The sequence below is a fragment of the Rhizobium sp. 01L410 genome (assembly GCF_056400165.1).
Window position 1 is genome coordinate 415,754 of sequence record NZ_JBFTST010000003.1, and the last position, 22,749, is coordinate 438,502.

At 60.7% G+C, this 22,749-nt stretch carries 23 protein-coding genes; 11 read left to right on the top strand and 12 right to left on the bottom strand.

Features of this window, described 5'->3' with window-relative positions; all coding sequences use genetic code 11:
• The first annotated feature begins 43 nt into the window (after nucleotides 1-43).
• Together dnaK and dnaJ are read left to right on the top strand one after the other, a co-directional pair.
• Nucleotides 44-1,954 (top strand): molecular chaperone DnaK, encoded by a 1,911-nt coding sequence (dnaK, locus tag AC1DV9_RS09310; RefSeq protein WP_112385037.1) that lies wholly within the window; start codon nucleotides 44-46, stop codon nucleotides 1,952-1,954.
• A gap of 78 nt (nucleotides 1,955-2,032) precedes the next feature.
• Nucleotides 2,033-3,169, top strand: a complete 1,137-nt coding sequence (dnaJ, locus tag AC1DV9_RS09315; protein WP_112385036.1) for a molecular chaperone DnaJ — start codon at nucleotides 2,033-2,035, stop codon at nucleotides 3,167-3,169.
• A gap of 58 nt (nucleotides 3,170-3,227) precedes the next feature.
• Here dnaJ and AC1DV9_RS09320 read toward each other — a convergent pair whose 3' ends face one another.
• Nucleotides 3,228-4,148, bottom strand: coding sequence for an AraC family transcriptional regulator (locus AC1DV9_RS09320; RefSeq protein ID WP_477947393.1), 921 nt, complete (start codon nucleotides 4,146-4,148; stop codon nucleotides 3,228-3,230).
• Between the two features lie 94 nt (nucleotides 4,149-4,242).
• Here AC1DV9_RS09320 and AC1DV9_RS09325 point away from each other — a divergent pair, with 94 nt between their 5' ends.
• The gene (locus AC1DV9_RS09325) at nucleotides 4,243-5,226 is read left to right on the top strand and encodes an oxidoreductase (protein WP_477947395.1); all 984 of its coding nucleotides are present in this window, start codon (nucleotides 4,243-4,245) and stop codon (nucleotides 5,224-5,226) included.
• A 197-nt stretch (nucleotides 5,227-5,423) separates the two neighbouring features.
• Nucleotides 5,424-5,630 (top strand): hypothetical protein, encoded by a 207-nt coding sequence (locus AC1DV9_RS09330; RefSeq protein ID WP_112385033.1) that lies wholly within the window; start codon nucleotides 5,424-5,426, stop codon nucleotides 5,628-5,630.
• A gap of 78 nt (nucleotides 5,631-5,708) precedes the next feature.
• Here the strand turns inward: AC1DV9_RS09330 and AC1DV9_RS09335 are convergent, their stop codons facing one another.
• Both AC1DV9_RS09335 and AC1DV9_RS09340 read right to left on the bottom strand, forming a co-directional pair.
• A complete protein-coding gene (locus AC1DV9_RS09335; protein WP_112385032.1) occupies nucleotides 5,709-6,062 on the bottom strand; it encodes a helix-turn-helix domain-containing protein in 354 nt (117 codons plus the stop codon).
• Nucleotides 6,063-6,166: 104 nt separating this feature from the next.
• Nucleotides 6,167-7,210: a SagB/ThcOx family dehydrogenase gene (locus AC1DV9_RS09340; protein ID WP_477947397.1), complete on the bottom strand. Its 1,044-nt coding sequence runs from the start codon at nucleotides 7,208-7,210 to the stop codon at nucleotides 6,167-6,169.
• 397 nt (nucleotides 7,211-7,607) lie between these two features.
• Between AC1DV9_RS09340 and AC1DV9_RS09345 the strand changes: the two genes are divergently transcribed.
• Nucleotides 7,608-7,826, top strand: a complete 219-nt coding sequence (locus AC1DV9_RS09345) for a hypothetical protein (protein WP_112385030.1) — start codon at nucleotides 7,608-7,610, stop codon at nucleotides 7,824-7,826.
• On the opposite strand, the gene AC1DV9_RS09350 is transcribed toward AC1DV9_RS09345, so the two are convergent.
• On the bottom strand, nucleotides 7,823-8,626 hold the full coding sequence (locus AC1DV9_RS09350) for a helix-turn-helix domain-containing protein (protein WP_112385029.1): 804 nt from the start codon (nucleotides 8,624-8,626) through the stop codon (nucleotides 7,823-7,825). The genes AC1DV9_RS09345 and AC1DV9_RS09350 overlap by 4 nt on opposite strands.
• 179 nt (nucleotides 8,627-8,805) lie before the next feature.
• Here AC1DV9_RS09350 and AC1DV9_RS09355 point away from each other — a divergent pair, with 179 nt between their 5' ends.
• Both AC1DV9_RS09355 and AC1DV9_RS09360 read left to right on the top strand, forming a co-directional pair.
• On the top strand, nucleotides 8,806-9,006 hold the full coding sequence (locus AC1DV9_RS09355; RefSeq protein ID WP_112385028.1) for a hypothetical protein: 201 nt from the start codon (nucleotides 8,806-8,808) through the stop codon (nucleotides 9,004-9,006).
• A 123-nt stretch (nucleotides 9,007-9,129) separates the two neighbouring features.
• A complete protein-coding gene (locus tag AC1DV9_RS09360) occupies nucleotides 9,130-9,918 on the top strand; it encodes a YdcF family protein (protein ID WP_477947399.1) in 789 nt (262 codons plus the stop codon).
• A 3-nt stretch (nucleotides 9,919-9,921) separates the two neighbouring features.
• Here the strand turns inward: AC1DV9_RS09360 and AC1DV9_RS09365 are convergent, their stop codons facing one another.
• Nucleotides 9,922-10,392: a hypothetical protein gene (locus AC1DV9_RS09365; protein WP_112539912.1), complete on the bottom strand. Its 471-nt coding sequence runs from the start codon at nucleotides 10,390-10,392 to the stop codon at nucleotides 9,922-9,924.
• Nucleotides 10,393-10,512: 120 nt separating this feature from the next.
• On the opposite strand from AC1DV9_RS09365, the gene AC1DV9_RS09370 reads away from it, so the two are divergent.
• On the top strand, nucleotides 10,513-11,148 hold the full coding sequence (locus AC1DV9_RS09370; protein WP_477947401.1) for a trimeric intracellular cation channel family protein: 636 nt from the start codon (nucleotides 10,513-10,515) through the stop codon (nucleotides 11,146-11,148).
• A 3-nt stretch (nucleotides 11,149-11,151) separates the two neighbouring features.
• Here AC1DV9_RS09370 and irrA read toward each other — a convergent pair whose 3' ends face one another.
• Complete coding sequence (gene irrA, locus AC1DV9_RS09375) at nucleotides 11,152-11,571, bottom strand: iron response transcriptional regulator IrrA (RefSeq protein WP_112385024.1); 420 nt, start codon at nucleotides 11,569-11,571, stop codon at nucleotides 11,152-11,154.
• 299 nt (nucleotides 11,572-11,870) lie between these two features.
• On the opposite strand from irrA, the gene fabA reads away from it, so the two are divergent.
• Genes fabA through fabI form a run of 3 tightly spaced genes read left to right on the top strand, consistent with a single transcriptional unit; the run spans nucleotide 11,871 to nucleotide 14,464 of the window.
• Nucleotides 11,871-12,377, top strand: coding sequence for a 3-hydroxyacyl-[acyl-carrier-protein] dehydratase FabA (gene fabA, locus AC1DV9_RS09380; protein ID WP_112385023.1), 507 nt, complete (start codon nucleotides 11,871-11,873; stop codon nucleotides 12,375-12,377).
• A 52-nt stretch (nucleotides 12,378-12,429) separates the two neighbouring features.
• Nucleotides 12,430-13,653, top strand: a complete 1,224-nt coding sequence (fabB, locus tag AC1DV9_RS09385) for a beta-ketoacyl-ACP synthase I (RefSeq protein ID WP_112514280.1) — start codon at nucleotides 12,430-12,432, stop codon at nucleotides 13,651-13,653.
• 4 nt (nucleotides 13,654-13,657) lie between these two features.
• Nucleotides 13,658-14,464 carry an enoyl-ACP reductase FabI gene (gene fabI / locus AC1DV9_RS09390; protein WP_112514281.1) on the top strand — a complete coding sequence of 269 codons (807 nt, stop codon included), beginning with the start codon at nucleotides 13,658-13,660 and terminating at the stop codon, nucleotides 14,462-14,464.
• Nucleotides 14,465-14,516: 52 nt separating this feature from the next.
• On the opposite strand, the gene AC1DV9_RS09395 is transcribed toward fabI, so the two are convergent.
• The 6 genes from AC1DV9_RS09395 to infB all read right to left on the bottom strand — a co-directional run bounded on the left by AC1DV9_RS09395 (nucleotide 14,517) and on the right by infB (nucleotide 22,653).
• The gene (locus AC1DV9_RS09395; RefSeq protein ID WP_477947403.1) at nucleotides 14,517-15,533 is read right to left on the bottom strand and encodes a class I SAM-dependent methyltransferase; all 1,017 of its coding nucleotides are present in this window, start codon (nucleotides 15,531-15,533) and stop codon (nucleotides 14,517-14,519) included.
• A 75-nt stretch (nucleotides 15,534-15,608) separates the two neighbouring features.
• Nucleotides 15,609-17,747 carry a polyribonucleotide nucleotidyltransferase gene (pnp, locus tag AC1DV9_RS09400; RefSeq protein WP_477947405.1) on the bottom strand — a complete coding sequence of 713 codons (2,139 nt, stop codon included), beginning with the start codon at nucleotides 17,745-17,747 and terminating at the stop codon, nucleotides 15,609-15,611.
• A 334-nt stretch (nucleotides 17,748-18,081) separates the two neighbouring features.
• Complete coding sequence (gene rpsO, locus AC1DV9_RS09405; RefSeq protein ID WP_026283114.1) at nucleotides 18,082-18,351, bottom strand: 30S ribosomal protein S15; 270 nt, start codon at nucleotides 18,349-18,351, stop codon at nucleotides 18,082-18,084.
• A 169-nt stretch (nucleotides 18,352-18,520) separates the two neighbouring features.
• Nucleotides 18,521-19,453, bottom strand: coding sequence for a tRNA pseudouridine(55) synthase TruB (gene truB, locus AC1DV9_RS09410; protein ID WP_112539906.1), 933 nt, complete (start codon nucleotides 19,451-19,453; stop codon nucleotides 18,521-18,523).
• 12 nt (nucleotides 19,454-19,465) lie between these two features.
• A complete protein-coding gene (gene rbfA / locus AC1DV9_RS09415; protein ID WP_112385017.1) occupies nucleotides 19,466-19,873 on the bottom strand; it encodes a 30S ribosome-binding factor RbfA in 408 nt (135 codons plus the stop codon).
• Between the two features lie 74 nt (nucleotides 19,874-19,947).
• A complete protein-coding gene (gene infB, locus AC1DV9_RS09420) occupies nucleotides 19,948-22,653 on the bottom strand; it encodes a translation initiation factor IF-2 (protein ID WP_112385016.1) in 2,706 nt (901 codons plus the stop codon).
• Between the last annotated feature and the right edge of the window lie 96 nt (nucleotides 22,654-22,749).

Here is a 22,749-nt window from a genome sequence, read left to right on the forward strand (position 1 = left end):
CTTAACCAAGGGTTCCGACAGCTTGCTTCAAGGAGTAAATGACATGGCAAAAGTAATCGGTATCGACCTCGGAACGACAAATTCCTGCGTCGCTGTCATGGACGGCAAGGACGCGAAGGTCATTGAAAATGCGGAAGGCGCGCGTACGACCCCTTCCATGGTGGCTTTCTCCGATGATGGCGAACGCCTCGTCGGCCAGCCGGCAAAGCGTCAGGCAGTCACCAACCCCACGAACACCCTCTTCGCAGTGAAGCGCCTGATCGGCCGCCGCTACGACGATCCGACCGTCGAAAAGGACAAGGGCCTCGTTCCGTTCAATATCGCCAAGGGCGATAACGGCGACGCTTGGGTCGAAGCTCAGGGCAAGGGCTATTCGCCCGCACAGATTTCCGCGATGATCCTTCAGAAGATGAAGGAAACCGCCGAATCCTACCTCGGTGAAAAGGTCGAAAAAGCCGTCATCACCGTTCCGGCCTACTTCAACGACGCCCAGCGCCAGGCAACCAAGGATGCCGGCCGCATCGCCGGTCTTGAAGTACTGCGCATCATCAACGAGCCGACGGCAGCAGCACTCGCCTACGGTCTCGACAAGAAGGACGGCAAGACGATTGCCGTTTACGACTTGGGTGGCGGTACCTTCGATATCTCGGTTCTCGAAATCGGCGACGGCGTCTTCGAAGTGAAGTCGACGAACGGCGACACCTTCCTCGGTGGTGAAGACTTCGACATGCGTCTCGTCGAATATCTTGCCAATGAGTTCAAGAAGGATCAGGGCATCGACCTGAAGAACGACAAGCTTGCCCTGCAGCGCCTCAAGGAAGCTGCGGAAAAGGCGAAGATCGAACTGTCGTCCTCGCAGCAGACCGAAATCAACTTGCCGTTCATCACGGCAGACGCTTCCGGCCCGAAGCACCTGACGCTGAAGCTGACCCGCGCGAAGTTCGAAAGCCTGGTCGACGATCTCGTTCAGCGCACGATCGCACCGTGCAAGGCCGCCCTCAAGGATGCCGGCGTCACCCCTGCCGAGATCGACGAAGTCGTTCTCGTCGGCGGCATGAGCCGCATGCCGAAGGTGCAGGAAGTCGTCAAGCAGCTGTTCGGCAAGGAGCCGCACAAGGGCGTCAACCCGGATGAAGTCGTCGCACTCGGCGCCGCCATCCAGGCCGGTGTTCTGCAGGGCGACGTCAAGGACGTTCTGCTTCTCGACGTGACCCCGCTGTCTCTCGGTATCGAGACCCTCGGCGGCGTCTTCACCCGTCTGATCGAGCGTAACACCACGATCCCGACGAAGAAGAGCCAGACCTTCTCGACCGCTGACGACAACCAGCAGGCCGTCACCATCCGCGTTTCGCAGGGCGAGCGCGAAATGGCGCAGGACAACAAGCTGCTCGGTCAGTTCGACCTCGTTGGCCTGCCACCGGCACCGCGTGGCGTTCCGCAGATCGAAGTCACCTTCGACATCGACGCGAACGGCATCGTGCAGGTTTCGGCCAAGGACAAGGGCACCGGCAAGGAACAGCAGATCCGCATCCAGGCCTCTGGTGGTCTCTCCGACGCCGACATCGAGAAGATGGTCAAGGATGCTGAGGCTAATGCCGAAGCCGACAAGAAGCGCCGCGAAGCCGTCGAAGCCAAGAACCAGGCCGAAAGCCTCGTTCACTCCAGCGAGAAGTCGCTGAAGGATTACGGTGACAAGGTTTCGGAAGCTGACCGCACCGCGATCTCTGACGCGATCGCCGCGCTGAAGTCTTCGATCGAAGCAACAGAGCCGGATGCCGAAGACATCAAGGCCAAGACCCAGACGCTCATGGAAGTTTCCATGAAGCTCGGCCAGGCGATTTACGAATCGCAGCAGGCCGAAGCGGGCACGGCTGATGCTTCCGCAGGTGATGACAACGTGGTCGATGCCGACTACGAAGAAGTCAAAGACGACGACCGTAAGAAGTCCGCGTAATCCGCGGCAAAGCGGTTATGCTAAACACTGTGATCCGGCTGCCTGAGGGCAGCCGGAAATCCATTTCCGGGGTTTAAATTGGCAAAAGCGGACTTTTACGAAACTCTGGGCGTCGCCAAAACGGCGGATGAGAAAGAGCTGAAAAGCGCCTTCCGCAAGCTGGCCATGAAGTATCATCCGGACAAGAACCCGGACGATAAGAGCGCTGAAGTCAAGTTCAAGGAAATCAACGAAGCCTACGAGACGCTCAAGGACCCGCAGAAACGCGCGGCCTACGATCGCTATGGCCACGCCGCCTTCGAACATGGCGGCATGGGACCCGGCGGCGGCGGTGGCGGTTTTGCCGGCGGCGGTGGTTTCTCCGATATCTTCGAGGATATTTTCGGCGAGATGATGGGCGGCGGCCGTGGACGGCAGCGCTCTTCGGGTGGCCGCGAGCGCGGCGCCGACCTTCGCTACAACATGGAAATCACGCTGGAAGAATCCTTCTCCGGCAAGACGGCGCAGATCCGCGTTCCGACGTCGATCACCTGCGATGTCTGTTCGGGTTCGGGCGCCAAGCCGGGTACGCAGCCGAAGACCTGTGGCACCTGCCAGGGTTCAGGCCGTGTGCGCGCAGCTCAAGGCTTCTTCTCGATCGAGCGCACCTGCCCGACCTGTCATGGCCGCGGCACGATCATTCCCGACCCATGCACCAAGTGCCATGGCCAGGGCCGCGTGACGGAAGAGCGTTCGCTCTCGGTCAACATCCCGGCTGGTATCGAAGACGGCACCCGCATTCGCCTGCAGGGCGAAGGCGAGGCAGGCACGCGTGGCGGGCCTGCGGGCGACCTCTACATCTTCCTGTCGGTCAAGCCGCATGAGTTCTATCAGCGCGATGGAGCCGATCTCTATTGCGCCGTACCGATCTCGATGACGACGGCGGCACTTGGCGGCACTTTCGATGTGGCGACACTCGACGGCACCAAGTCGCGCGTTACCGTTCCTGAAGGCACGCAGGCGGGCAAACAGTTCCGCCTGAAAGCCAAGGGCATGCCGGTGCTGCGCTCCAGCCAGACGGGTGATCTCTACATCCAGATCCAGATCGAGACGCCTCAGAAGCTCTCCAAGCGCCAGCGCGAGCTGCTGCAGGAATTCGAGCAGCTCTCCTCCAAGGAGAACAATCCTGAATCGACGGGCTTCTTTGCCCGGATGAAGGAATTCTTCGAGGGCTGAGCGAGCATTTAGCGAAGACAAGGACAAAGCCGGTGGTAACCCCACCGGCTTTTTTGTATTATGCAGGTTGTTTCGCCCTGCCCTGATAGTGTTTCGGCGCGCAGCCCATGGCGCGTTTGAAAGCCGCGCTGAAGGCGCTTTCGGACTCGTAGCCGACAGATAGCGCGATATCGGACAAGCGGTTGCGCTCCGGCGACAGCAGCGCGCGGGCCGCCAGCCGCATGCGCCAGCGGAGAAGATAATCGAGCGGCGGCCAGCCGACCAGGGCTTTGAAATGCAGAGCGAAGGCCGTTCTCGACATCCCGGCCTCTTTCGCCAGAACCTCCAGCGTCCAGCGCCTTGCCGGTTCGGCATGCACGGCCCGCAACGCCCTGCCGATCCGCGGATCGTTCAACCCCTTCAGCCAACCCGGCGCCACCTCACCCTCTGCCGCCATATGCAGACGCAACGCATTGACGAAGAGGATATGGCCGAGATGCTCTGACATCAGCAGACCGCCTGGCCGCAGCTCCGTCAGTTCCTTCGCCAATTGTTTCAGCGTCCAGCGCAGCACGGCGGCTTCATCAGCGGCTGCCGGAATATGCATCACTGCGGGAAGTGCGCCGGTCAGCAATATCTGATGACTGGCATCGAACATCAGGCGGCCGCCGACCAGGAACGTATCGTCATGAGGGCCATACCGGGCAACGCGGGTCTTCAGATCGACAAAGATCGTGCGGGCATCGATCCCCGCGAGCGAGAGATCGCTGCCCAGCCAATAGGGTTGGCCGGTCAAGAGGTAGCAATCGCCCTCCTCCAGCCGGAATGGCGCCGGTTCGCCGGAGACCCTTAGAAAACATCCGCCGCGGGCCACTGCGCCGAACTTGATGCCTTCATAGCTGCGCGGAAAGTCGAGCGCCCATTCACCGCCGGCCATGACGCCATAGGTCTCGACGCTTTTTGGCTGCAACAGCGCAAGGATATCGGAAAGGGGATCCATCTCTGAACGATCCAGCAAGAAATTGGAACTTTCTTACATGGATCATCCCATTTCGGCAATCTATACCGGGCTGTGGTTCAAAAGGAGTTCGTCCATGACGACAGAACAAAAGCCTATCCATTCTGGTTTCGGTAGCAAGACGACAGCGCGAGACGCCTTGGCCGGGATCGACCTCGGCGGCAAGATCGCCATCGTCACCGGCGGCTATTCCGGCATCGGCGTCGAGACGACGCGGGCACTCAGCGAAGCCGGTGCAACGGTCGTCGTCCCGGTCAGGTCACCCGCCAAGGCGGAGGCCAACCTCGCCGGTATCGCAGGGGTCGAGCTCGCGCCGCTCGACCTGCTCGATCCGGCTTCGATCGACCGTTTCGCTGCGGGCTTTGTCGCCAGTGGCAGACCGCTGCATATGCTGATCAACAGCGCCGGCGTCATGGCCTCTCCGCTGACGCGCGACGGGCGTGGTTACGAGGTCCAGTTCTCCGCCAACCATCTTGGACATTTCCAGCTCACCGCGCGCCTCTGGCCGGCGCTCGCGAAGGCGAACGGCGCGCGGGTCGTGGCGGTCTCCTCGCGCGGTCACCGCTTTGCACCGGTCGATTTCACGGATCCGAACTTCGAGACCCGCGAATACGACAAGTGGAAAGCCTATGGCCAGTCGAAGACAGCCAATGCGCTCTTTGCCCTTGGCCTCGACAAGCGGGGCGAGGTATCTGGTGTCCGCGCGTTTTCGCTTCACCCCGGCGCCATCATCACGGATCTCGTGCGCCATCTGACCGATGACGATTTCAAGGCCTTCGGCATCACCCGCCATGCCGACGGCGGGATGGACGTCAGCGAAGAGAGCCAGCGCAGTTTCAAGACTGTCGAAGAGGGTGCGGCCACCTCGGTATGGTGCGCAACCAGCCCGAAGCTCGCCGGTCTGGGCGGCGTCTATTGTGAGGACTGCGACATATCTCCACTGGTCGGGGAAGGCCACACGGGACCTGTCGGGGTCTGGCCGTGGGCCTGCGATGCCGAGGCAGCCGAAAGGCTCTGGACGCTCAGCGAGCGGCTGACAAGCTGCAGCTTTTCGGCGTAGAGGCACGCTCGCTACACGTCCTATAATCAGTCAAAGGCGTTCCATAGCGGCACGGATGCCGTTTCCGTGCCGTTTTGGGACGGCATGAAATGCCCATATGTCGAGCATTAACGCAGGCCCTGAAACGGACTTGCAAGTTCTCTAAATCACTTCAATCTTCTGAACAGAATTGGGGAACGAACCAAAGGGCATTTCACATGACCGCAGCACTTTCCATGTCCGCTCCGGCGGATGATGTCGATGTCCTCGCCGGCGCGCTTTACTCGTGGTGCGCAGAGCGAAACATCAAGCTCCGCAGCCAGCAAGGACTGTCGATCGCCAGCATCGCGATCGATCTCTATCACGCCGGCCACCATACGCAGGACGAGCTGCTGACAGCACTGCATGAATGCGAGCGGCACTAGAAAAAGAAAGCCCGCCGTGAGGCGGGCTAAAGTACCGGGAAACGGTGTGACCCATATCCGCCGGTCGATTGGGGCGGATTACGCCGCCGTCTCATTGCTCATCAAAGTCAGGATAGTCTTCACCGCTTCCTTGCCTGCCGGCGAGTGGAGCTTGTCGTAATGCAGCGCCAGCTGATAGGCCTCCGGGCTCAGCTCGATCTTCTCGGGCTGGCTGGTTTCGGCACCTTCGAAAAGGGCTGAGATTTCGACCCCCAGAAACTGGGCGATCTGATGCAGCTTACTCGCGGAAACGCGGTTCGTGCCTTTCTCATATTTCTGAATCTGCTGGAAGGTCAGGCCGAGGGCCTCACCCAATTCCAGCTGTGAAACGCGGCGTCTGGCACGCAATTGTCTTACGTTGCGACCGACTAGGATATCGACTGGATCCGGCACGTGAGCGATCCCTCATTTAGAAACGATTTGCTCACCATAATATGCCGGGTATTTCAAATATCGCAACCCGCGAGTTGCAAAATTCAACCGACTTTTTTTGGTCTTTACGTTGCGTCAGGCCAACCCAGAGTAAGGGCATAGATCGGCGCATGGGCCGGATTGCTAATTTCGAGCAATTCGCAGATCGCGCTATGGCTGAGTGCGGCTGTCGGGCAGGCTGTCATGCCATGCGCGGTAGCCGCGAGCATGATGTTCTGGCCGATATGTCCCGCTTCGATCATCACCACCCTGTAGGCGTTCGCATCGCTGTATTTCCACATGGTCCGGTCCATATGCGCGACGAGAACGATCATGCAGGGCATGGTATCGGCCCATTCCTGGCCACCGACCAGATCCGACAATGCGGGCGTCGCGGCCGAGACGCGCGCCAGCGAATGCTCCAGCGCTGAATAGTGATAGATGCCGGGCTCAAGCCCTTCGACATTCCGGGCAAAGACATAGGCTTCATAGGGATTGCGGGCGCCGCCTGACGGGGTCATGCCCAGCGGCAATTCGACGACGGCATTGCGCGCCTTGCCGGTAATGCCGAGACCGGCGAACAGCGCTTCAGAGAGCGCACCGATACCCACGGCCTGCGGCAGGCCCCGGCGCTGCGTCCGGCGGCGCGACATCAGCTGCAGCAAGGTGTTGCCACCAAGCGCTCGCGGCAGCGCGATGACGTCGCTCTTGTCTGCGTTGAGGGTGTAGAGCGCGATCTCGCCTTCAGTGGCAAGCGTCGTGCGCTGCAGATCCTCCGCCTCGTTCAGCGACATGTATTCTGGGTCCTGAACGCAGAAATGCAGCAGCGCCGACGGTACACCCCATTTCCAGTTTTCGGAGAAGGCCTCTTCGCGCGCGTGGAGGGCGGAACCCTCCTCGATGAGCGCCGACATCTCGACCAGCGAGGCGAGCGTCTCGTCCAGTTCTTCGTCGCTGTAGCCAGGCGCCTGATCGCGGATTGCAGCGCGATCGCTCCAGGAAGCGAGCGCGCGCAGAAACTCCAGGAGATCAGGGCTGCATTCGAACACAGCCTTGGTGAGAAAATTGCAGGCGACGAAGGCGTCGCCATCGTTATGAAAAACGAGAGTGCGGGAAGAGCGATAACGCATCGAATCAGATGCGCCTGCGGCGAGGCTCGCAGCAGGCGCTTATGAACTTAATCAATACGGAACATCATGCCGCGGCTGACAAACGTCGGCTTAGCCTTAACAGGCGTTACCTTGAGGTTCGGCTTCGTCTTGTTCTGCATGATCCATCTCCACGGTTGTATGAACGATCCCCTTGATCGCGGCCGAAGGATGAAACAGCAACCAGAAATATTCAATTAATGCGGAAATATTGTTTTGATACATCAAAGTGATGCATTGCTTCAATTGAAGTCAAAAACAGATAATTACTGAATTAAATTCGTTATTTTTGTCTTTACGTAGAATTATGTAGCCCAAAAAAGAGAACTATGACAATCATGCTGTGAGAATAATTCGGTAGGACCGCCGGAGAAGCAGAATGGGCCTTAAAAAGACTGTACAGACCGAAGAAGAGCTGACTTTGGACGATGCCCTCGGTGGATACACCATCGACATGCTGAACACGCTGATCGCACAGAGCAGGAGCGCGAAGCAGCCGATGCTGACCTATCTCTTGTCGATGGCATTGATCGAGGCGCACCGGGTCAGCGTTGAACCGGCTGCGGCGACCCACGATATGGGACTGTCGCTGAACTAAGTGAGGTCGCGCGTGACTGCGGAGATGAAGTCGGCGCGCTGCTGAACAATCATATCCCGGACGATCCGGGGCACGGCCTCATCGGTCGTGCGATAGACCTTGGCGAGCCGCAGTGCGGTTCGCAAGTTGATGCGGCTGTTGAGCGGCACCATGACCACGGCGCTGAATGATGGCCCGGCCGGAGTAAAGATCATCGAGTGGCCGCCAAGCAGCTTGTCGGAGAAGGGCAGCCAGCGCAAACGCATCAGCGTCGGCTCCTGGGTGCCGATCTGGTTTGCGGCAGCAAAAGACAGGCAGTTCAGCCGCTCGACGACGATACCCTTGTGATCGCCGGTGAAGCGCGACCAGTATTCGCCCTTCTTGACGGCCCGATTGGTCAGCCGGCGGAAGGTGGTGGCATTGCCCTGTTTGGCAATAACGACGACCGCGCAGAGCAGGCTGTCCGGCGTACTCGGTATTGTCATATAGGCATGGTAGAGGCCCGGGGCGATCCCGGCGGCCGGATCGGCAAAGAGCAGTGGCTCCAGCGCGTCACGCGCAGCAGAGAGCACGCGCGTGCCCGAAGGACGGCCGTGATCGAGATCGACGGCGATCGGCCGCTGATACATTTCTTCCTCGGTGACATCGAGGTACTGACAGATTTTCTTGACCGAAGCGCGTCCCGGCGCCCGGCGAGCCTGAAGATAGGATTCGATCTGCGAGCGGCCAATTTCCATGCCGCGCGCGGCAGCGCTGATGCTGCCTGCCTTTGCGAGGCAGAGCCGCCGTAAATTTTCGGCAAAATTCTCAAGTGCAGACATGTCCGCAATGGCTTTCAGGAGATGAGTCGCGCTCAAACTAGCCGCAAGCCAAGCGGAACACAAAGGGGGATAGGCCACAATTTAAGGGCTGATCCGATTGACAGACGGCTGCGTAACGATAGGTAATTTTCGCCGGAAACAAAAAGAGTTTGCCGCCCGATGGAGGCACGATCGCCGCAATGAAATTCGACATTGAATTGCCTGACGCCTTGCCCAGCATCGCAGCCGATGAAACGCAGCGAAATCTTTCCTCGATACTTGATGGGCTCGCGGCGCTCCGCTTAAATATTAATCATCAGCCCGAAATTCTTTACTGGATTGAGCGCGCCGTCGTAGAGACAGAGAAACAGCTGCGGATGATCTCTCCTCCTTTCCACTAAATAATTGAATGGACATTGATTTTTCCGCTTACCGCAGTGACGCGCCAGTCCCGGTAACGGCGGTCGTTTCCCTGGAAGCCGAATCGCATAGGATGCTGCCCAGTTCGATACCGGGAGCATTTCGTGTTTATCTTCTCCAAGCTTGTCTGGGTTTTCGGCCAGCCGCTGTCCGTTGCCTTCTTCCTTATCGTTCTCGGGCTCCTGGCCCTGGCGCTCCAGCTGCGCAAAAGCGCACTGTTGTTCTCCGGGCTTAGCGCCGTCGTGCTGTTCGTGACGCTTTATACGACGGCCGGCAATTATCTGCTGCAAGGCTTGGAGAACCGTTTCCCCAAGCCCGCACAGGACCCGGAAAGCCTGCAATGCATGATCGTGCTTGGCGGTGCCTTCGAGAGCGAAGTCAACACCGCCCGCCACGGGATCGAATTCAGTGCCGCGGCAGACCGCTTTATAGAAGCGCTGAGACTGGCACAGAAATTCCCGCAGTCGCGGATCCTGATTTCGGGCGGAGATGGCTCGATTTCAGGCACCTACGAAGGTGATGCCGCCGCCTCGACGCGCTTTTTCCCGTTGTTCGGCGTACCGCGCGAGCGGCTGGTGGAGGAGACAGCTTCGCGCACGACCTTCGAGAACGCGATGAACACCAAGGATCTGCTTGCACAGAACGGACTTTCGAACTGCCTGCTGATCACCTCCGGATATCACATGCCACGGTCCGTCGGCATTTTCCGCAAACTCGGCATCGACGTCACGCCCTGGCCCACCGATTTCCGGACGGACGGCGAGGTCCACCCCGGCATCGACTTTACCCAGCCGAGTCTCAACGCCCAGAACACTTCGACCGCGGTGCGCGAATGGTTCGGCCTGGTCGGCTATTATCTGGCGGGGCGAACGTCGGAGCTCTATCCTCGATAACCGCTATTTCTTGGAGATGGTGACGAACTTGGTGCCGCGGACGCGGGCCGTGACGATGCAGGGGTCACCTTCCGTGCGGTCGCAGAAGCGTGGATGCATCTTCATGGCCAGCACCATGTTGCCGAAGCGCTGGACGAAATCGTAGCCATAGATCTGCGCCGTCGCGATCATGAAGTAGCCGCCTTCGGCGACCTGGAGATAGAAATTGTAGGGGCAGCCGTCGTCGTTGCACTGCGGCCCCTTTTCGCCGTCGCAGGTCAGCTCGCCTTCATTGACGACCGCGTCGATGAGGCCATCGTTGTTGATATCGAGGCGCTTGACGTAGCCCTCGCCGAAGTCGGCTTTGGTGCACTGCTCGGTGAAGTGCTTCTTCTCGTAGATCTCCGGATCGGAGAGCAGCGACTGCTGGGCGAAGGCGGCGGCCGGGACCACGAGCAGCGCGACGAGATTGACGGCGATGAGAAGCGCTTTCACGACTTTCCTCTTTCTGGCGGATAAGGGCATTGACAGTCGCGCATTCTGAACGCCCCGCCTTGCGCCGCCCTTGCCGCCGTGATTCAGTCTCGGCACGATCTGCCGCTCCAAGGACCTCTGATGTCGCTGCTCGTCTATCTCGATTATGCAGGCATTGCGCTTTTTGCGGCAACCGGCGCGCTCGCCGCCTCGCGCAAGCAGCTTGATCTCATCGGCTTCCTGTTCTTTGCGACCGTGACCGGTATTGGCGGTGGCACGGTGCGCGATATCGTGCTCGGCCGCGTCCCGGTCTTCTGGGTGCTCAACCCGGCCTATATCGTCATCTGCTGCGTCACCGGCGTGGTGGTGTTTTTCACCGCCCACCTTGTCGAATCCCGTTACCGGCTGCTGATCTGGCTCGATGCCATCGGGCTGTCAGCCTATTGCGTCATGGGCGCGGCGAAGGGATTGGCGGCGACAGGGTCGCCGACGATCGCGATAGTAACAGGAACACTGACGGCGACCTTCGGCGGCGTGCTGCGCGATCTGATGGCAAACGAGCCTTCCGTACTGCTGCGGCCGGAAATCTACATCACTGCGGCGCTGATCGGTGCCGGCGTCTTTACCGGTGCGACGGAATTCGGTTTGCCACTCTATGCGGCATCAGCGCTCGGCGCAGCGGCGGCCTTCGCAATCCGCGGCGGCGCACTGTGGTTCGGATGGACGTTCCCAATCTACAAGCACAGGCCCGGCCGGCATCCCGATGACGTGATGTGACGTCTAGCGGCTCTTCGGGCGCAGGCGGATCACCACGTCGACATGGGCGATTTCCATGCCCTCGGGCGGTTCCGGCAGGTTGCCGATGGTCAGATTGCTGACCGGGATATCCAGAACGTCGTTTTCACCCTCGACAAAGAAATGATGGTGATCGGAGACGTTTGTATCGAAATAGGTCTTGGCGCTTTCGACCGCGAGAACGCGGATCATGCCGGCCTCGGTAAACTGGTGCAGCGTGTTGTAGACGGTCGCCAGCGATACCGGCACGCCTGCCACCACGGCTTCTTCGTGCAGTTCTTCGACGGTCAGGTGACGATCGCCCTTGGCGAACAGCAGATCACCGAGGGCAACGCGCTGGCGCGTCGGGCGAAGGCCGGCGCTGCGCAGTCTCGCTTCGATACCGATCGGGGCTTCAGCCGCCATGAAGGAAGAACTCCGTTTAATTCTAGCATCAACTAATCAAGTTTCCTAAGCCATATAACTTTTGCGCAAAAGCCTTTCAATAGTTTCAATGGGGACAATAGGCGCTGAAATGCCTTAAAATCCGGCCTTTGGCGCATTTAGCTCTGGTCGCGGCCTTGGCCTTCCTGTATGCGACCACCAAATAAGGCAGATCGCTGGTCCGGCGCGGAATGGGAGGCAGGCATGCTTATGCTTCATTTTCCGAAGAACTTGGACTAACACTCAATCCATCAGCACGTTGCGGGGGACCCAGACTTTTCATGACGACGAGACAATCCAGCTTCAACTATGAGGAAATCCTGTCCTGCGGCCGTGGCGAGCTGTTTGGCCCCGGCAATGCGCAGCTTCCCTTGCCGCCGATGCTGATGGTCCACCGCATTACCGATATCTCCGAAACCGGCGGAGCGTTCGACAAGGGTTACATTCGCGCCGAATATGACGTGCGCCCCGACGACTGGTATTTCCCCTGCCACTTCCAGGGTAACCCGATTATGCCGGGTTGCCTCGGCCTTGACGGCATGTGGCAGCTGACGGGCTTCTTCCTCGGCTGGCTCGGCGAGCCTGGCCGCGGCATGGCGCTCTCCACTGGCGAAGTAAAGTTCAAGGGCATGGTCCGTCCGGAAACCAAGCTTCTCGAATACGGCATCGACTTCAAGCGCGTCATGCGCGGCCGCCTCGTCCTCGGCACTGCCGATGGCTGGCTGAAGGCCGACGGCGAAGTGATCTACCAGGCGAGCGACCTGCGCGTCGGCCTGTCGAAAGCCTGAACCGCGGCAAGACCGCTCCAAATACAAAGACGTTTTAGAAGAGGTCATCGACATGAGACGGGTAGTTGTCACAGGTCTGGGTATCGTTTCTTCCATCGGTAATGATGCACAGGAAGTCACCGCGTCGCTGCGCGAAGCCAAGTCCGGCATTTCGTTTTCCAACGATTTTGCCGAGCATGGCTTCAAGTGCCAGGTTTGGGGGTCGCCCAAGATTGACGTTACTGAACTCGTCGATCGCCGCGCGGCGCGCTTCCTGTCGCAGGGCGGCATGTGGAACCACGTCGCCATGAAACAGGCGATCGCCGATTCCGGCCTCGAAGACGCCGATATCGGTGGCAACGAGCGCACCGGCATCATCATGGGTTCGGGCGGCCCGTCCACCCGCACGCTCATCGAAGCGGCCGACATCACCATCAAGAACAACAGCCCGAAGCGCATCGGCCCGTTTGCCGTTCCGAAGGCGATGTCCTCGACGGCATCGGCGACGCTCGCCACCTGGTTCAAGATCCACGGCGTCAACTACTCGATCTCGTCGGCCTGCTCGACCTCGGCACATTGCATCGGCAACGCGGCTGAAATGATCCAGTGGGGCAAGCAGGACATCATGTTCGCCGGCGGTCACGAAGACCTCGACTGGACGATGTCGAACCTCTTCGACGCCATGGGCGCGATGTCTTCCAAGTACAACGACACGCCGGATACCGCTTCGCGCGCCTATGACGTCAGCCGCGACGGCTTCGTCATCGCCGGTGGCGCAGGCGTCCTGGTTCTCGAAGAACTCGAGCATGCCAAGGCCCGCGGCGCCAAGATCTACGCTGAAATCGTCGGCTATGGCGCAACCTCCGACGGCTACGACATGGTCGCTCCGTCGGGCGAAGGCGCGATCCGCTGCATGCGCCAGGCACTGGCAACGGTGAAAGGCAGCGTCGATTACGTCAACACGCACGGCACTTCGACGCCGGTTGGCGACTCGAAGGAAATTGGCGCCATCCGCGAAGTCTTCGGTGACAAAATCCCCCACATCCAGTCGACCAAGTCGCTGACCGGTCACTCGCTGGGTGCTGCCGGCGTTCAGGAATCGATCTACTCACTGCTGATGATGCAGGCGGGCTTCATCGGCGAAAGCGCTCATATCAAGGAACTCGACCCCGAGTTCGACGGCGTGCCGATCGTTCGCAAGCGCATCGACGACGCCAAGATCGACATTGCCCTTTCCAACTCCTTCGGCTTCGGCGGCACCAACGCTACGCTCGTCTTCCAGCGCTACAACGGATAATACCATGACGGGAATCATGCAGGGTAAGCGCGGCCTCATCATGGGCGTCGCAAACAACCATTCGATTGCCTGGGGCATTTCGAAAGCGCTGGCGGCGCAGGGCGCCGAGCTCGCCTTCACCTTCCAGGGTGAGGCGCTCGGCAAGCGGGTCAAGCCGCTCGCAGCCGAAGCCGGCTCGGATTTCGTGCTGCCTTGCGATGTCGAGGATACCGCATCGGTCGATGCCGTGGTGGACTCGATCAAGGAGCGCTGGGGCAAGCTGGATTTCATCGTTCACGCCATCGGCTTTTCCGACAAGAACGAGCTGAAAGGCCTCTACGCCGACACGACGCGCGACAATTTCAGCCGCACGATGGTGATCTCCTGTTTCTCCTTCACCGAGATCGCCAAGCGCTGCGCGCCGCTGATGGCCGACGGCGGCTCGATGCTGACGCTGACCTATAACGGCTCGACGCGCGTCATCCCGAACTACAACGTCATGGGTGTCGCCAAGGCGGCTCTGGAAGCCTCCGTACGTTACCTGGCGGCCGATTACGGCCCGCGCGGCATTCGCGTCAACGCCATCTCCGCAGGCCCGATCCGCACGCTCGCCGGCGCCGGTATCTCCGACGCCCGCGCGATCCTGTCGTGGAACCAACAGAACGCACCGCTGCGCAAGACCGTCAGCATCGACCACGTCGGTAACTCGGCACTCTACCTGCTGTCTGACATGTCGGCCGGCGTCACCGGCGAAATCCATTTCGTCGACGCGGGTTTCAACATCACCTCGATGCCGACGCTGGATGCGCTGCGGACGGCAGACGTCGAGTAAGATCAGCTACAAATCATCCGGATATGAAAAAGGCGGCCAATGGCCGCCTTTTTCATTTCTTCGCCCAGAGAACCTTGAAGCGGGCGTTGCGGCAGGTTTCGCCGCTTTCCCGAAAATTGGCGGCCAGAACCGGCTCATAAGGCAGGCCGCGATTGGCGACGATGAGCAGGCGGCCGCCGCCGCGTAGCGCCGAAGCTGCGGTCTTGATCATCGCCTGGCCGAGCGAAGGCTCGGCGGCATGGCCCTCATGGAAGGGCGGGTTCATGATGACGAGGTCGTACTTGTCCTTGACCGGTTCGCCTGCCAGATCGTGCCAGAAGAAGCGCGCCGGTGCGTTCGGGCAGTTCTCTGCCAGATTGTCCCTTGCGGCCTCCAGCGAGGCGTGGTTGGCCTCGTAGAGGTCGATGCGTGCGAGCTTCGGCGAATGCGCGACCAGCTCAGCGGAGAGATATCCCCAGCCGGCGCCGAAATCCGCGGCATCGCCGGTGAAATCGGTCGGCAGGCGCGAGGCGAGCAGCTCGGAACCATCGTCGATCCGGTCATGCGAGAACATTCCCGGCGACGCGATGAAGCGGCCGTCGACGCGAACCGGCGCCTTGGCGAATTTTGACACGGCTTCGCTGACATTGTCAGGACGGACGAACCAAAAGGCGACGCCGTGATATTTCGGCATGTGCTCGATATCGAAACCGAAGCCGTCCATGCGCTTGCGCAAAGGCTGGATGCCGTCTTCCTTGCCACCGGCGACGACAATCAGACCTCCTGATTTCACGCGCGACAGGGCGGCGGCGATATTCGCCTCGTTCTCGCCCTTATGCTTGGTGCAGAGTACCAGGGCCGCATCATAATCCTCGCCTTCGATCTCAGGCGTGGTTTCGATGCGCTGCGCCTGCAGCTGCCGGTATAGCGGACGAAAGCCCTGTACGGCGCTCAGCGAGGCGGCAAAGCCCTCCGGCAAGGCAAAGCCTGCCTCGGCGCCCAGGAACAGCACGCGCTGCCCCTCGCCCGGCGCATCGACAGTGCCGCTGGCAAAGGGGTGGAACAGGGTTTTCAGCGTTTCGCGGCTCATGGGCTCATCTCGTCTTCGAATACAAAAAGGGCGCGGAAACAGTCCCGCGCCCATGAAGTTCTGGAAAGGCGCAGCTTATTCGGCTGCTTCTTCCTTCTTCTTGTCGGCAGCGATTTCCTGGCCGGTTTCCTGATCGACGACCTTCATCGACAGGCGGACCTTGCCGCGCTCGTCGAAGCCGAGGAGCTTGACCCAGACCTTCTGGCCTTCCTTGACAACGTCCTGCGTCTTGGCAACGCGCTCGGAAGCGAGCTGCGAGATGTGGACGAGACCGTCACGGGCGCCGAAGAAGTTGACGAAAGCACCGAAGTCGGCGGTCTTGACGACCGTGCCTTCGTAGATGACGCCGATTTCCGGCTCGGCAACGATCGAGTGGATCCACTTGCGGGCCGCTTCGATTTCCTTGCCGGACGAGGAAGCGATCTTCACCGTGCCGTCGTCTTCGATGTTGATCTTCGCGCCGGTCTTTTCGACGATTTCGCGGATGACCTTGCCGCCGGAGCCGATGACTTCACGGATCTTGTCGACCGGGATGTTCATGACTTCGATGCGCGGTGCGAATTCGCCGAGCTGGCCGCGGCTCTCGGTGATGGCCTTGGCCATTTCGCCGAGAATGTGCGTGCGGCCGCCCTGTGCCTGGCCGAGAGCGACCTTCATGATTTCTTCGGTGATACCTGCGATCTTGATGTCCATCTGCAGCGAGGTGATGCCGTCGGCGGTACCGGCGACCTTGAAGTCCATGTCGCCGAGATGATCTTCGTCACCGAGAATGTCGGAGAGAATGGCGAAGCGATCGCCCTCGAGGATCAGGCCCATGGCAATACCGGCAACCGGCTTGGCCAGCGGAACGCCGGCGTCCATCAGAGCGAGCGAGGTGCCGCAAACGGTTGCCATCGATGACGAGCCGTTGGACTCGGTGATCTCGGAGACGACGCGCAGCGTGTAGGGGAACTGCTCGGCAGACGGCAGCATCGGACGGATAGCGCGCCATGCGAGCTTGCCGTGACCGATTTCGCGGCGGCCCGGGGAGCCCATGCGGCCGGTTTCGCCAACCGAGTAGGGAGGGAAGTTGTAATGGAGCAGGAAGCGCTCCTTGTACATGCCGGTCAGGCTGTCGACATACTGTTCGTCTTCGCCGGTGCCGAGCGTGGCAACGACGATCGCCTGCGTTTCGCCACGGGTGAAGAGAGCCGAACCGTGGGTGCGCGGCAGCAGGCCGACTTCCGAAACGATCGCACGAACGGTCGACAGATCGCGACCATCGATACGGCTCTTGGTGTCGAGAATGTTCCAGCGAACGATCTTCGCCTGCAGATGCTTGAAGGTCGCGCCGATGACTTCGGCAGTGTACTTCGGCTCGACGCCTTCAGGGAAGAAGTGAGCCTTGACCTTTGCCTTCACGGCATCGACGGCTGCGTAGCGTTCAGCCTTCTGGGTGTTCTTGTAGGCGACGCGCAGTTCGGCTTCGAAATGCTTCAGCATTTCGGCTTCGAGCTCGGAATGATCTTCCGGCTGGAAATCGCGCGGTTCCTTGGCAGCAACTTCGGCGAGCTTGATGATCGCGTCGAGAACCGGCTGGAAGCCGCGGTGGCCGAACATGACGGCGCCCAGCATGACTTCTTCGTTGAGTTCCTTGGCTTCCGATTCAACCATCAGAACGGCGTCGTGCGTACCGGCAACGACGAGGTCGAGAACGGACTCTTCCATTTCGTCGAGATGCGGGTTGAGGACGTATTCGCCGTTGATGTAGCCGACGCGTGCGCCGCCGACCGGACCCATGAACGGAACGCCAGACAGCGTCAGGGCTGCCGAGGTGGCAACCATCGACAGGATGTCGGGGTTGTTTTCAAGGTCGTGCTGGATGACGGTGACGACGACCTGGGTGTCGTTCTTGTAGCCTTCAGGGAAGAGCGGGCGGATCGGGCGGTCGATCAGGCGGGAAACGAGCGTTTCGTTTTCCGACGGACGACCTTCCCGCTTGAAGTAGCCGCCGGGGATCTTGCCGGCTGCGTAGGTCTTTTCCTGGTAGTTGACGGTGAGCGGGAAGAAATCCTGGCCCGGCTTCGGCGACTTGGCGGAAACAACGGTCGCGAGAACGACGGTTTCACCGTAGGTCGCGAGAACGGCACCATCAGCCTGACGGGCGATCTTGCCGGTTTCGAGCTTCAGCGGGCGGCCTGCCCACTCGATTTCCACGCTATGGGTATCGAACATATGTCTTGTCCTTCAATGCGGGAACAGGCGCCACGACCCTTTCAAGGCACAGCGCGCGATCGACCGCAATTATGTGACGCATCATGGGCAAGACAACGGGAGGCTTTGCGGCGGCGGCTTTCGAGAAAGCCGGGCCAAGGTTCCGTACCTTGGCCGGAAAGCATCCGGCAATCCTGCCCCATGACAGGTCAACGGTTGTTCTGGCAAAACCGGCCCATCCGGGTCTGCCTCAGTCCCACCCCATGAAAACATCAAATGTGGTGGTCAATCTCTGGGGCTTTCCAACCCCTGATAAGCAACCGGCGAGCGCCCGAAGAGCGCCCGCCGGAAAACCTTAGCGACGGATACCCAGGCTGGTGATCAGCTTGGTGTAACGGCCTTCGTTCTTCTTCTTGAGGTAGTCGAGAAGCGAACGGCGGCTCGAAACCATCGTCAGCAGGCCACGGCGGGAATGGTTATCCTTCTTGTGGCCCTTGAAGTGTTCCGTGAGGTTGTTGATCCGCTCGGTCAGGATCGCAACCTGGACTTCCGGAGAACCGGTGTCGCCTTCGAACGTTGCGTATTCCTTGATGAGGGCGGTCTTGCGCTCAGCAGTAATCGACATCGGATGTTCCTTTCGATGAGAGGAGATAAGGTCGCCAAAAGCCGGGATGTCGTCCAGCTTTGGCCGCGAAAGCATTCAGGCCTGCCTGATGCTGGCGCTGCCTATAGACCATTCAGACAGCAAAGGGAAGAGGCATGACCGGCAGGCCTCCGGCGCGCCGGTCGCGTCGTCAGACGAAGACGCGCTTCGGGCGGAATTCGCCTTCGCCGATCTCGCCGATGGCGATCAGCTTGCCGCGCGCCGTCGCATAGGCTTCGCTCTCGGTGATCGGCGCGTCACGGCCGCGCACGAGGATCGGGTTGCCCATCTTCAGACGGTGCGCCTGATCATCGTTGACGGCCAGATGCGGCAGGGAAGACAGCGCTTCGCTGGTGTCGATGAGCAGCGCATCGAGAGCTGCCAGCCGCTCGTCCTGATCCTCGATCGCTTCAAGGGCGACGAGCTCGGAAAGCGGGATCATGCTGTCTTCGGGGAACGGCGCGACGAATGTCCGGCGCAGGCCGGAGACGTGGCCGTAGCAGCCAAGATCGCGGCCGAAATCGCGGGCCAAGGCGCGAACATATGTACCCTTTCCGCATTCGACTTCGAAATGCGCCGTGCTGGCATCCGGGCAGGAGAGCAGCGTCAGGCGGAAGATCTCGACCTCGCGCGACGGAATCTCGACGGCTTCGCCCTCGCGGGCCAGATCATAGGCGCGCTCGCCGGCGATCTTGATTGCCGAGAACTGCGGCGGCACCTGGCTGATGACGCCGGTATAATTCGGCAGAAGCGCCAGGATATCGCCCTCGGCCGGACGCTTGTCCGAACTCTGCGTGACTTCACCCTCGAGATCGTCGGTGGCGCGTTCTTCGCCCCAGGTGACCGAGAATTCGTAGATCTTGCGGCCATCCATGACGTAGGGGACCGTCTTCGTCGCATCGCCGAGCGCGATCGGCAGCATGCCCGAGGCCAAGGGGTCGAGCGTGCCGGCATGGCCGCATTTCTGCGCCTTGAACAGCCACTTGATCTTGGAAACGGCTTCCGTCGAGCCGAAATCCACCGGCTTGTCGAGGATCAGCCAGCCGGAAACCGGACGGCCTTTGGGTTTGCGTGGTTTGGACATTCTTTTCTTCTGTTATTCGCCGTCTTTGCCGTCATCGAGATCGCGCACGACCTCGGGCGAACGCAGGAGCTCATCGATCTTCTTGTAATTGTCGAAGCTCGTGTCGTCGCGGAAGCGGACTTCAGGCATGTATTTCATCTGGCGCAGCTGTGCGCCGAGGCGGCCACGGATGTATTTCGCATTCTTGTTCAGCGCTGCGATGACCGTGTCGTGATCGGCGACGCCAAGCGGCGTGACGAAGGCCGTCGCGATCTTCAGATCGGGCGACATACGCACTTCGGAGATCGAGATGACGGTCTTTTCGATCACGTCGTCACGCACTTCGCCGCGCTGCAGAACCTGGGTGATCGCTGCGCGCACCTGTTCGCCGACGCGCAGCATGCGCTGCGAAGGTGCGGAGGTTGTCGGTCTTGTTGCCATTTTTCTTTGCCTCAAAAGGTTCGGGCGCCGGCCTTAGATGATCCGGCGCCCGTCCAAGATACAGATCCGCGCGATCAGAGCGAGCGGGTGATATGCTCGACGCGGAAGCATTCGATGACATCGCCTGCGCGGATGTCTTCGTAGTTCTCGAAGGCCATACCGCATTCCTGGCCGACCGGCACTTCGGAGACTTCGTCCTTGAAGCGCTTGAGCGTCTTGAGCTTGCCTTCGTGGATGACGACGTTGTCGCGGATGAGGCGCACGCCTGCACCACGCTCGACCTTGCCTTCGGTGACGCGGCAACCCGCGACCTTGCCTGTTTTGGTGATGTTGAACACCTCGAGGATCTCGGCATTGCCGAGGAAGGTCTCGCGGCGCTCCGGCGACAGCAGGCCCGACATCGCTGCCTTCACGTCATCCACGAGATCGTAGATGATGTTGTAGTAGCGGATCTCGATGCCGCCACGCTCGGCAGCGGTACGTGCCTGTGCATTGGCGCGAACGTTGAAGCCGATGATCGCCGCGTCGGAGGATTCCGCAAGCGCGATATCCGACTCGGTGATGGCACCAGCACCCGAATGAACGATGCGAGCCCGAACTTCGTCGGTACCGAGCTTGTCGAGAGCACCGATGATGGCTTCGATGGAACCCTGAACGTCACCCTTGATGACAAGCGGGAATTCCTTGTAGCCGGTATTCTGCAGCTTGCTCATCATCTGTTCGAGCGAACCGCGCTGGCCGGACTGGCGGGCAGCTGCCTTGTCGCGCGCCAGACGCTGGCGGTACTCGGAAATTTCGCGGGCACGGGCTTCGTTCTCGACGACGGCAAACTTGTCGCCTGCAGCAGGCGTGCCGGAAAGACCGAGCACTTCGACCGGGGTCGCCGGACCCGCTTCCTTGACATGGTCGCCCTTGTCGGTGACGAGCGCGCGGACGCGACCCCACTGATCGCCGGCAACGATGATCTGGCCTGGCTTCAGCGTGCCCTTCTGGACGAGAACGGTCGCGACCGCACCACGGCCACGATCGAGCTGAGCTTCGATAACGGTGCCTTCAGCGGTCCGGGTCGGATCGGCCTTGAGGTCGAGAATTTCGGCCTGCAGCAGGACGGCTTCGAGCAACTTATCGAGGTTCGTCTTGTTCTTGGCAGAAACTTCGACGTCGAGCACTTCACCGCCCAGCGATTCCACGAAGACTTCGTGCTGCAGGAGCTGCTGGCGGACCTTGTCCGGCTTGGCCTCGTGCTTGTCGATCTTGTTGATCGCCACGATGATCGGAACACCGGCCGCCTTGGCGTGATTGATGGATTCGATCGTCTGCGGCATGACGCTGTCGTCGGCCGCAACCACCAGGATCGCGATGTCCGTTGCCTGCGCACCACGAGCACGCATGGCCGTGAAGGCGGCGTGACCGGGCGTGTCGATGAAGGTGATCTTCTGACCGTTCTGTTCGACCTGATAGGCACCGATATGCTGGGTGATGCCACCGGCTTCACCCGACACGACGTTCGCCTGACGGATGGCGTCGAGCAGCGAGGTCTTGCCGTGGTCGACGTGACCCATGATGGTGACGACAGGCGGACGCGAAACCATTTCGCCAGCATCGTCGGCCTTGTCGAAGATACCTTCTTCGACGTCGGATTCCGAAACGCGCTTGACGGTGTGGCCGAATTCGCCGGCGATCAGTTCAGCGAGGTCGGCGTCGATGACGTCGCCCGGCTTCATCATCTGGCCTTCCTTCATCAGATACTTGATAACGTCGACGGCGCGTTCAGACATACGCTGCGACAGTTCCTGAATGGTGATGGTCTCAGGCAGAATGACCTCGCGCATAACCTTTTCGCGGGTTTCCTGCATCTGGCTGCGGCGGAACTTTTCCTGACGGCGGCGCATGGCAGCCATAGAACGGCCGCGCGCACCTTCGTCGTCGACGCCCGCGGTACCGATCGTCAGCTTGCCGCGACGGCGGTCTTCCTCGCCCTTCGGACGGGTGGTGACCGGCTTTGCCGGCTCCGGACGCACGACGCGCCCACGAACCGGGCCACCGCGTGCAGCACCGCCGCGATCGTCTTCTTCGCCTTCACGGCGGCCGCGAGCCGCTGCCGGAGCAGCAGATCCGGGACGCGCAGCGCCAGGTGCCGGGGCGGCATCTGGGCGGCGGGCAGCCGGTGCAGACGGCTGAGCCGAACGGGCCTGAACGGGCGCTGCAGCCGGTGCCGGAGCAGGGGCTTCAACAACCGGAGGCGCCGGCGGACGGGCAGCTTCTTCGGCGGCGCGGCGCGCAGCCTCTTCGGCTTCCGCAGCCTGACGGGCAGCTTCTTCTACAGCGCGGCGCTTGTCTTCCTCGACGCGGCGGGCCGCATCTTCGGCTTCGCGAACCTGCGCCATGGCAAGTGCACGGCGGCGCGCATCCATTTCTTCCGGCGACAGATGGTTCAGCACCACCGGACGCGGACGGTCCTGCTGGCGCGGAGAGTGCTGCGACGGCTGAGAGTTGCCACCTGGCTGCTGGATACGCGGCGCCGGTGTCTGCTGCTGCGGACGTGCCTGGACTGGTGCTGGTGCAGGCTCGGCAGCGCGGGGCGCCACCGGAGCAGGTGCGACCGGACGTTCGTCTTCGGGGCGCATCGGACGCCGCTTACGGGTCTCGACGACGACCGCTTTTGTGCGACCGCGACCCATATCCTGGCGCACGGTGCCCTGGCTTATCCCCGACGGTTTCAGGGTCAGCGTCTTCTTGCCCGTTGCACCAAGTGTCTTGTCGTCATTGCTATCGGTCATTCGTTCCCGTTCCTTCGGACAGGGAGCGATGACGTCATCAGTCCCTGTCAATCAAATACAGTCGATCAATGATGGGCCGGCATCTGCCGGTCGCCC

What these genes read in the sequence shown, in the direction of transcription:
- dnaK (WP_112385037.1), top strand. Translation starts at nt 44, where the DNA reads ATGGCAAAAGTAATCGGTATCGACCTCGGAACGACAAATTCCTGCGTC.
- AC1DV9_RS09320 (WP_477947393.1), bottom strand. Translation starts at nt 4,148, where the DNA reads ATGGATCCCCTTTCCGATATCCTTGCGCTGTTGCAGCCAAAAAGCGTC.
- AC1DV9_RS09325 (WP_477947395.1), top strand. Translation starts at nt 4,243, where the DNA reads ATGACGACAGAACAAAAGCCTATCCATTCTGGTTTCGGTAGCAAGACG.
- AC1DV9_RS09330 (WP_112385033.1), top strand. Translation starts at nt 5,424, where the DNA reads ATGACCGCAGCACTTTCCATGTCCGCTCCGGCGGATGATGTCGATGTC.
- AC1DV9_RS09340 (WP_477947397.1), bottom strand. Translation starts at nt 7,210, where the DNA reads ATGCGTTATCGCTCTTCCCGCACTCTCGTTTTTCATAACGATGGCGAC.
- AC1DV9_RS09345 (WP_112385030.1), top strand. Translation starts at nt 7,608, where the DNA reads ATGGGCCTTAAAAAGACTGTACAGACCGAAGAAGAGCTGACTTTGGAC.
- AC1DV9_RS09350 (WP_112385029.1), bottom strand. Translation starts at nt 8,626, where the DNA reads ATGTCTGCACTTGAGAATTTTGCCGAAAATTTACGGCGGCTCTGCCTC.
- AC1DV9_RS09355 (WP_112385028.1), top strand. Translation starts at nt 8,806, where the DNA reads ATGAAATTCGACATTGAATTGCCTGACGCCTTGCCCAGCATCGCAGCC.
- AC1DV9_RS09370 (WP_477947401.1), top strand. Translation starts at nt 10,513, where the DNA reads ATGTCGCTGCTCGTCTATCTCGATTATGCAGGCATTGCGCTTTTTGCG.
- irrA (WP_112385024.1), bottom strand. Translation starts at nt 11,571, where the DNA reads ATGGCGGCTGAAGCCCCGATCGGTATCGAAGCGAGACTGCGCAGCGCC.
- fabA (WP_112385023.1), top strand. Translation starts at nt 11,871, where the DNA reads ATGACGACGAGACAATCCAGCTTCAACTATGAGGAAATCCTGTCCTGC.
- fabB (WP_112514280.1), top strand. Translation starts at nt 12,430, where the DNA reads ATGAGACGGGTAGTTGTCACAGGTCTGGGTATCGTTTCTTCCATCGGT.
- fabI (WP_112514281.1), top strand. Translation starts at nt 13,658, where the DNA reads ATGACGGGAATCATGCAGGGTAAGCGCGGCCTCATCATGGGCGTCGCA.
- AC1DV9_RS09395 (WP_477947403.1), bottom strand. Translation starts at nt 15,533, where the DNA reads ATGAGCCGCGAAACGCTGAAAACCCTGTTCCACCCCTTTGCCAGCGGC.
- pnp (WP_477947405.1), bottom strand. Translation starts at nt 17,747, where the DNA reads ATGTTCGATACCCATAGCGTGGAAATCGAGTGGGCAGGCCGCCCGCTG.
- rpsO (WP_026283114.1), bottom strand. Translation starts at nt 18,351, where the DNA reads ATGTCGATTACTGCTGAGCGCAAGACCGCCCTCATCAAGGAATACGCA.
- truB (WP_112539906.1), bottom strand. Translation starts at nt 19,453, where the DNA reads ATGTCCAAACCACGCAAACCCAAAGGCCGTCCGGTTTCCGGCTGGCTG.
- rbfA (WP_112385017.1), bottom strand. Translation starts at nt 19,873, where the DNA reads ATGGCAACAAGACCGACAACCTCCGCACCTTCGCAGCGCATGCTGCGC.
- infB (WP_112385016.1), bottom strand. Translation starts at nt 22,653, where the DNA reads ATGACCGATAGCAATGACGACAAGACACTTGGTGCAACGGGCAAGAAG.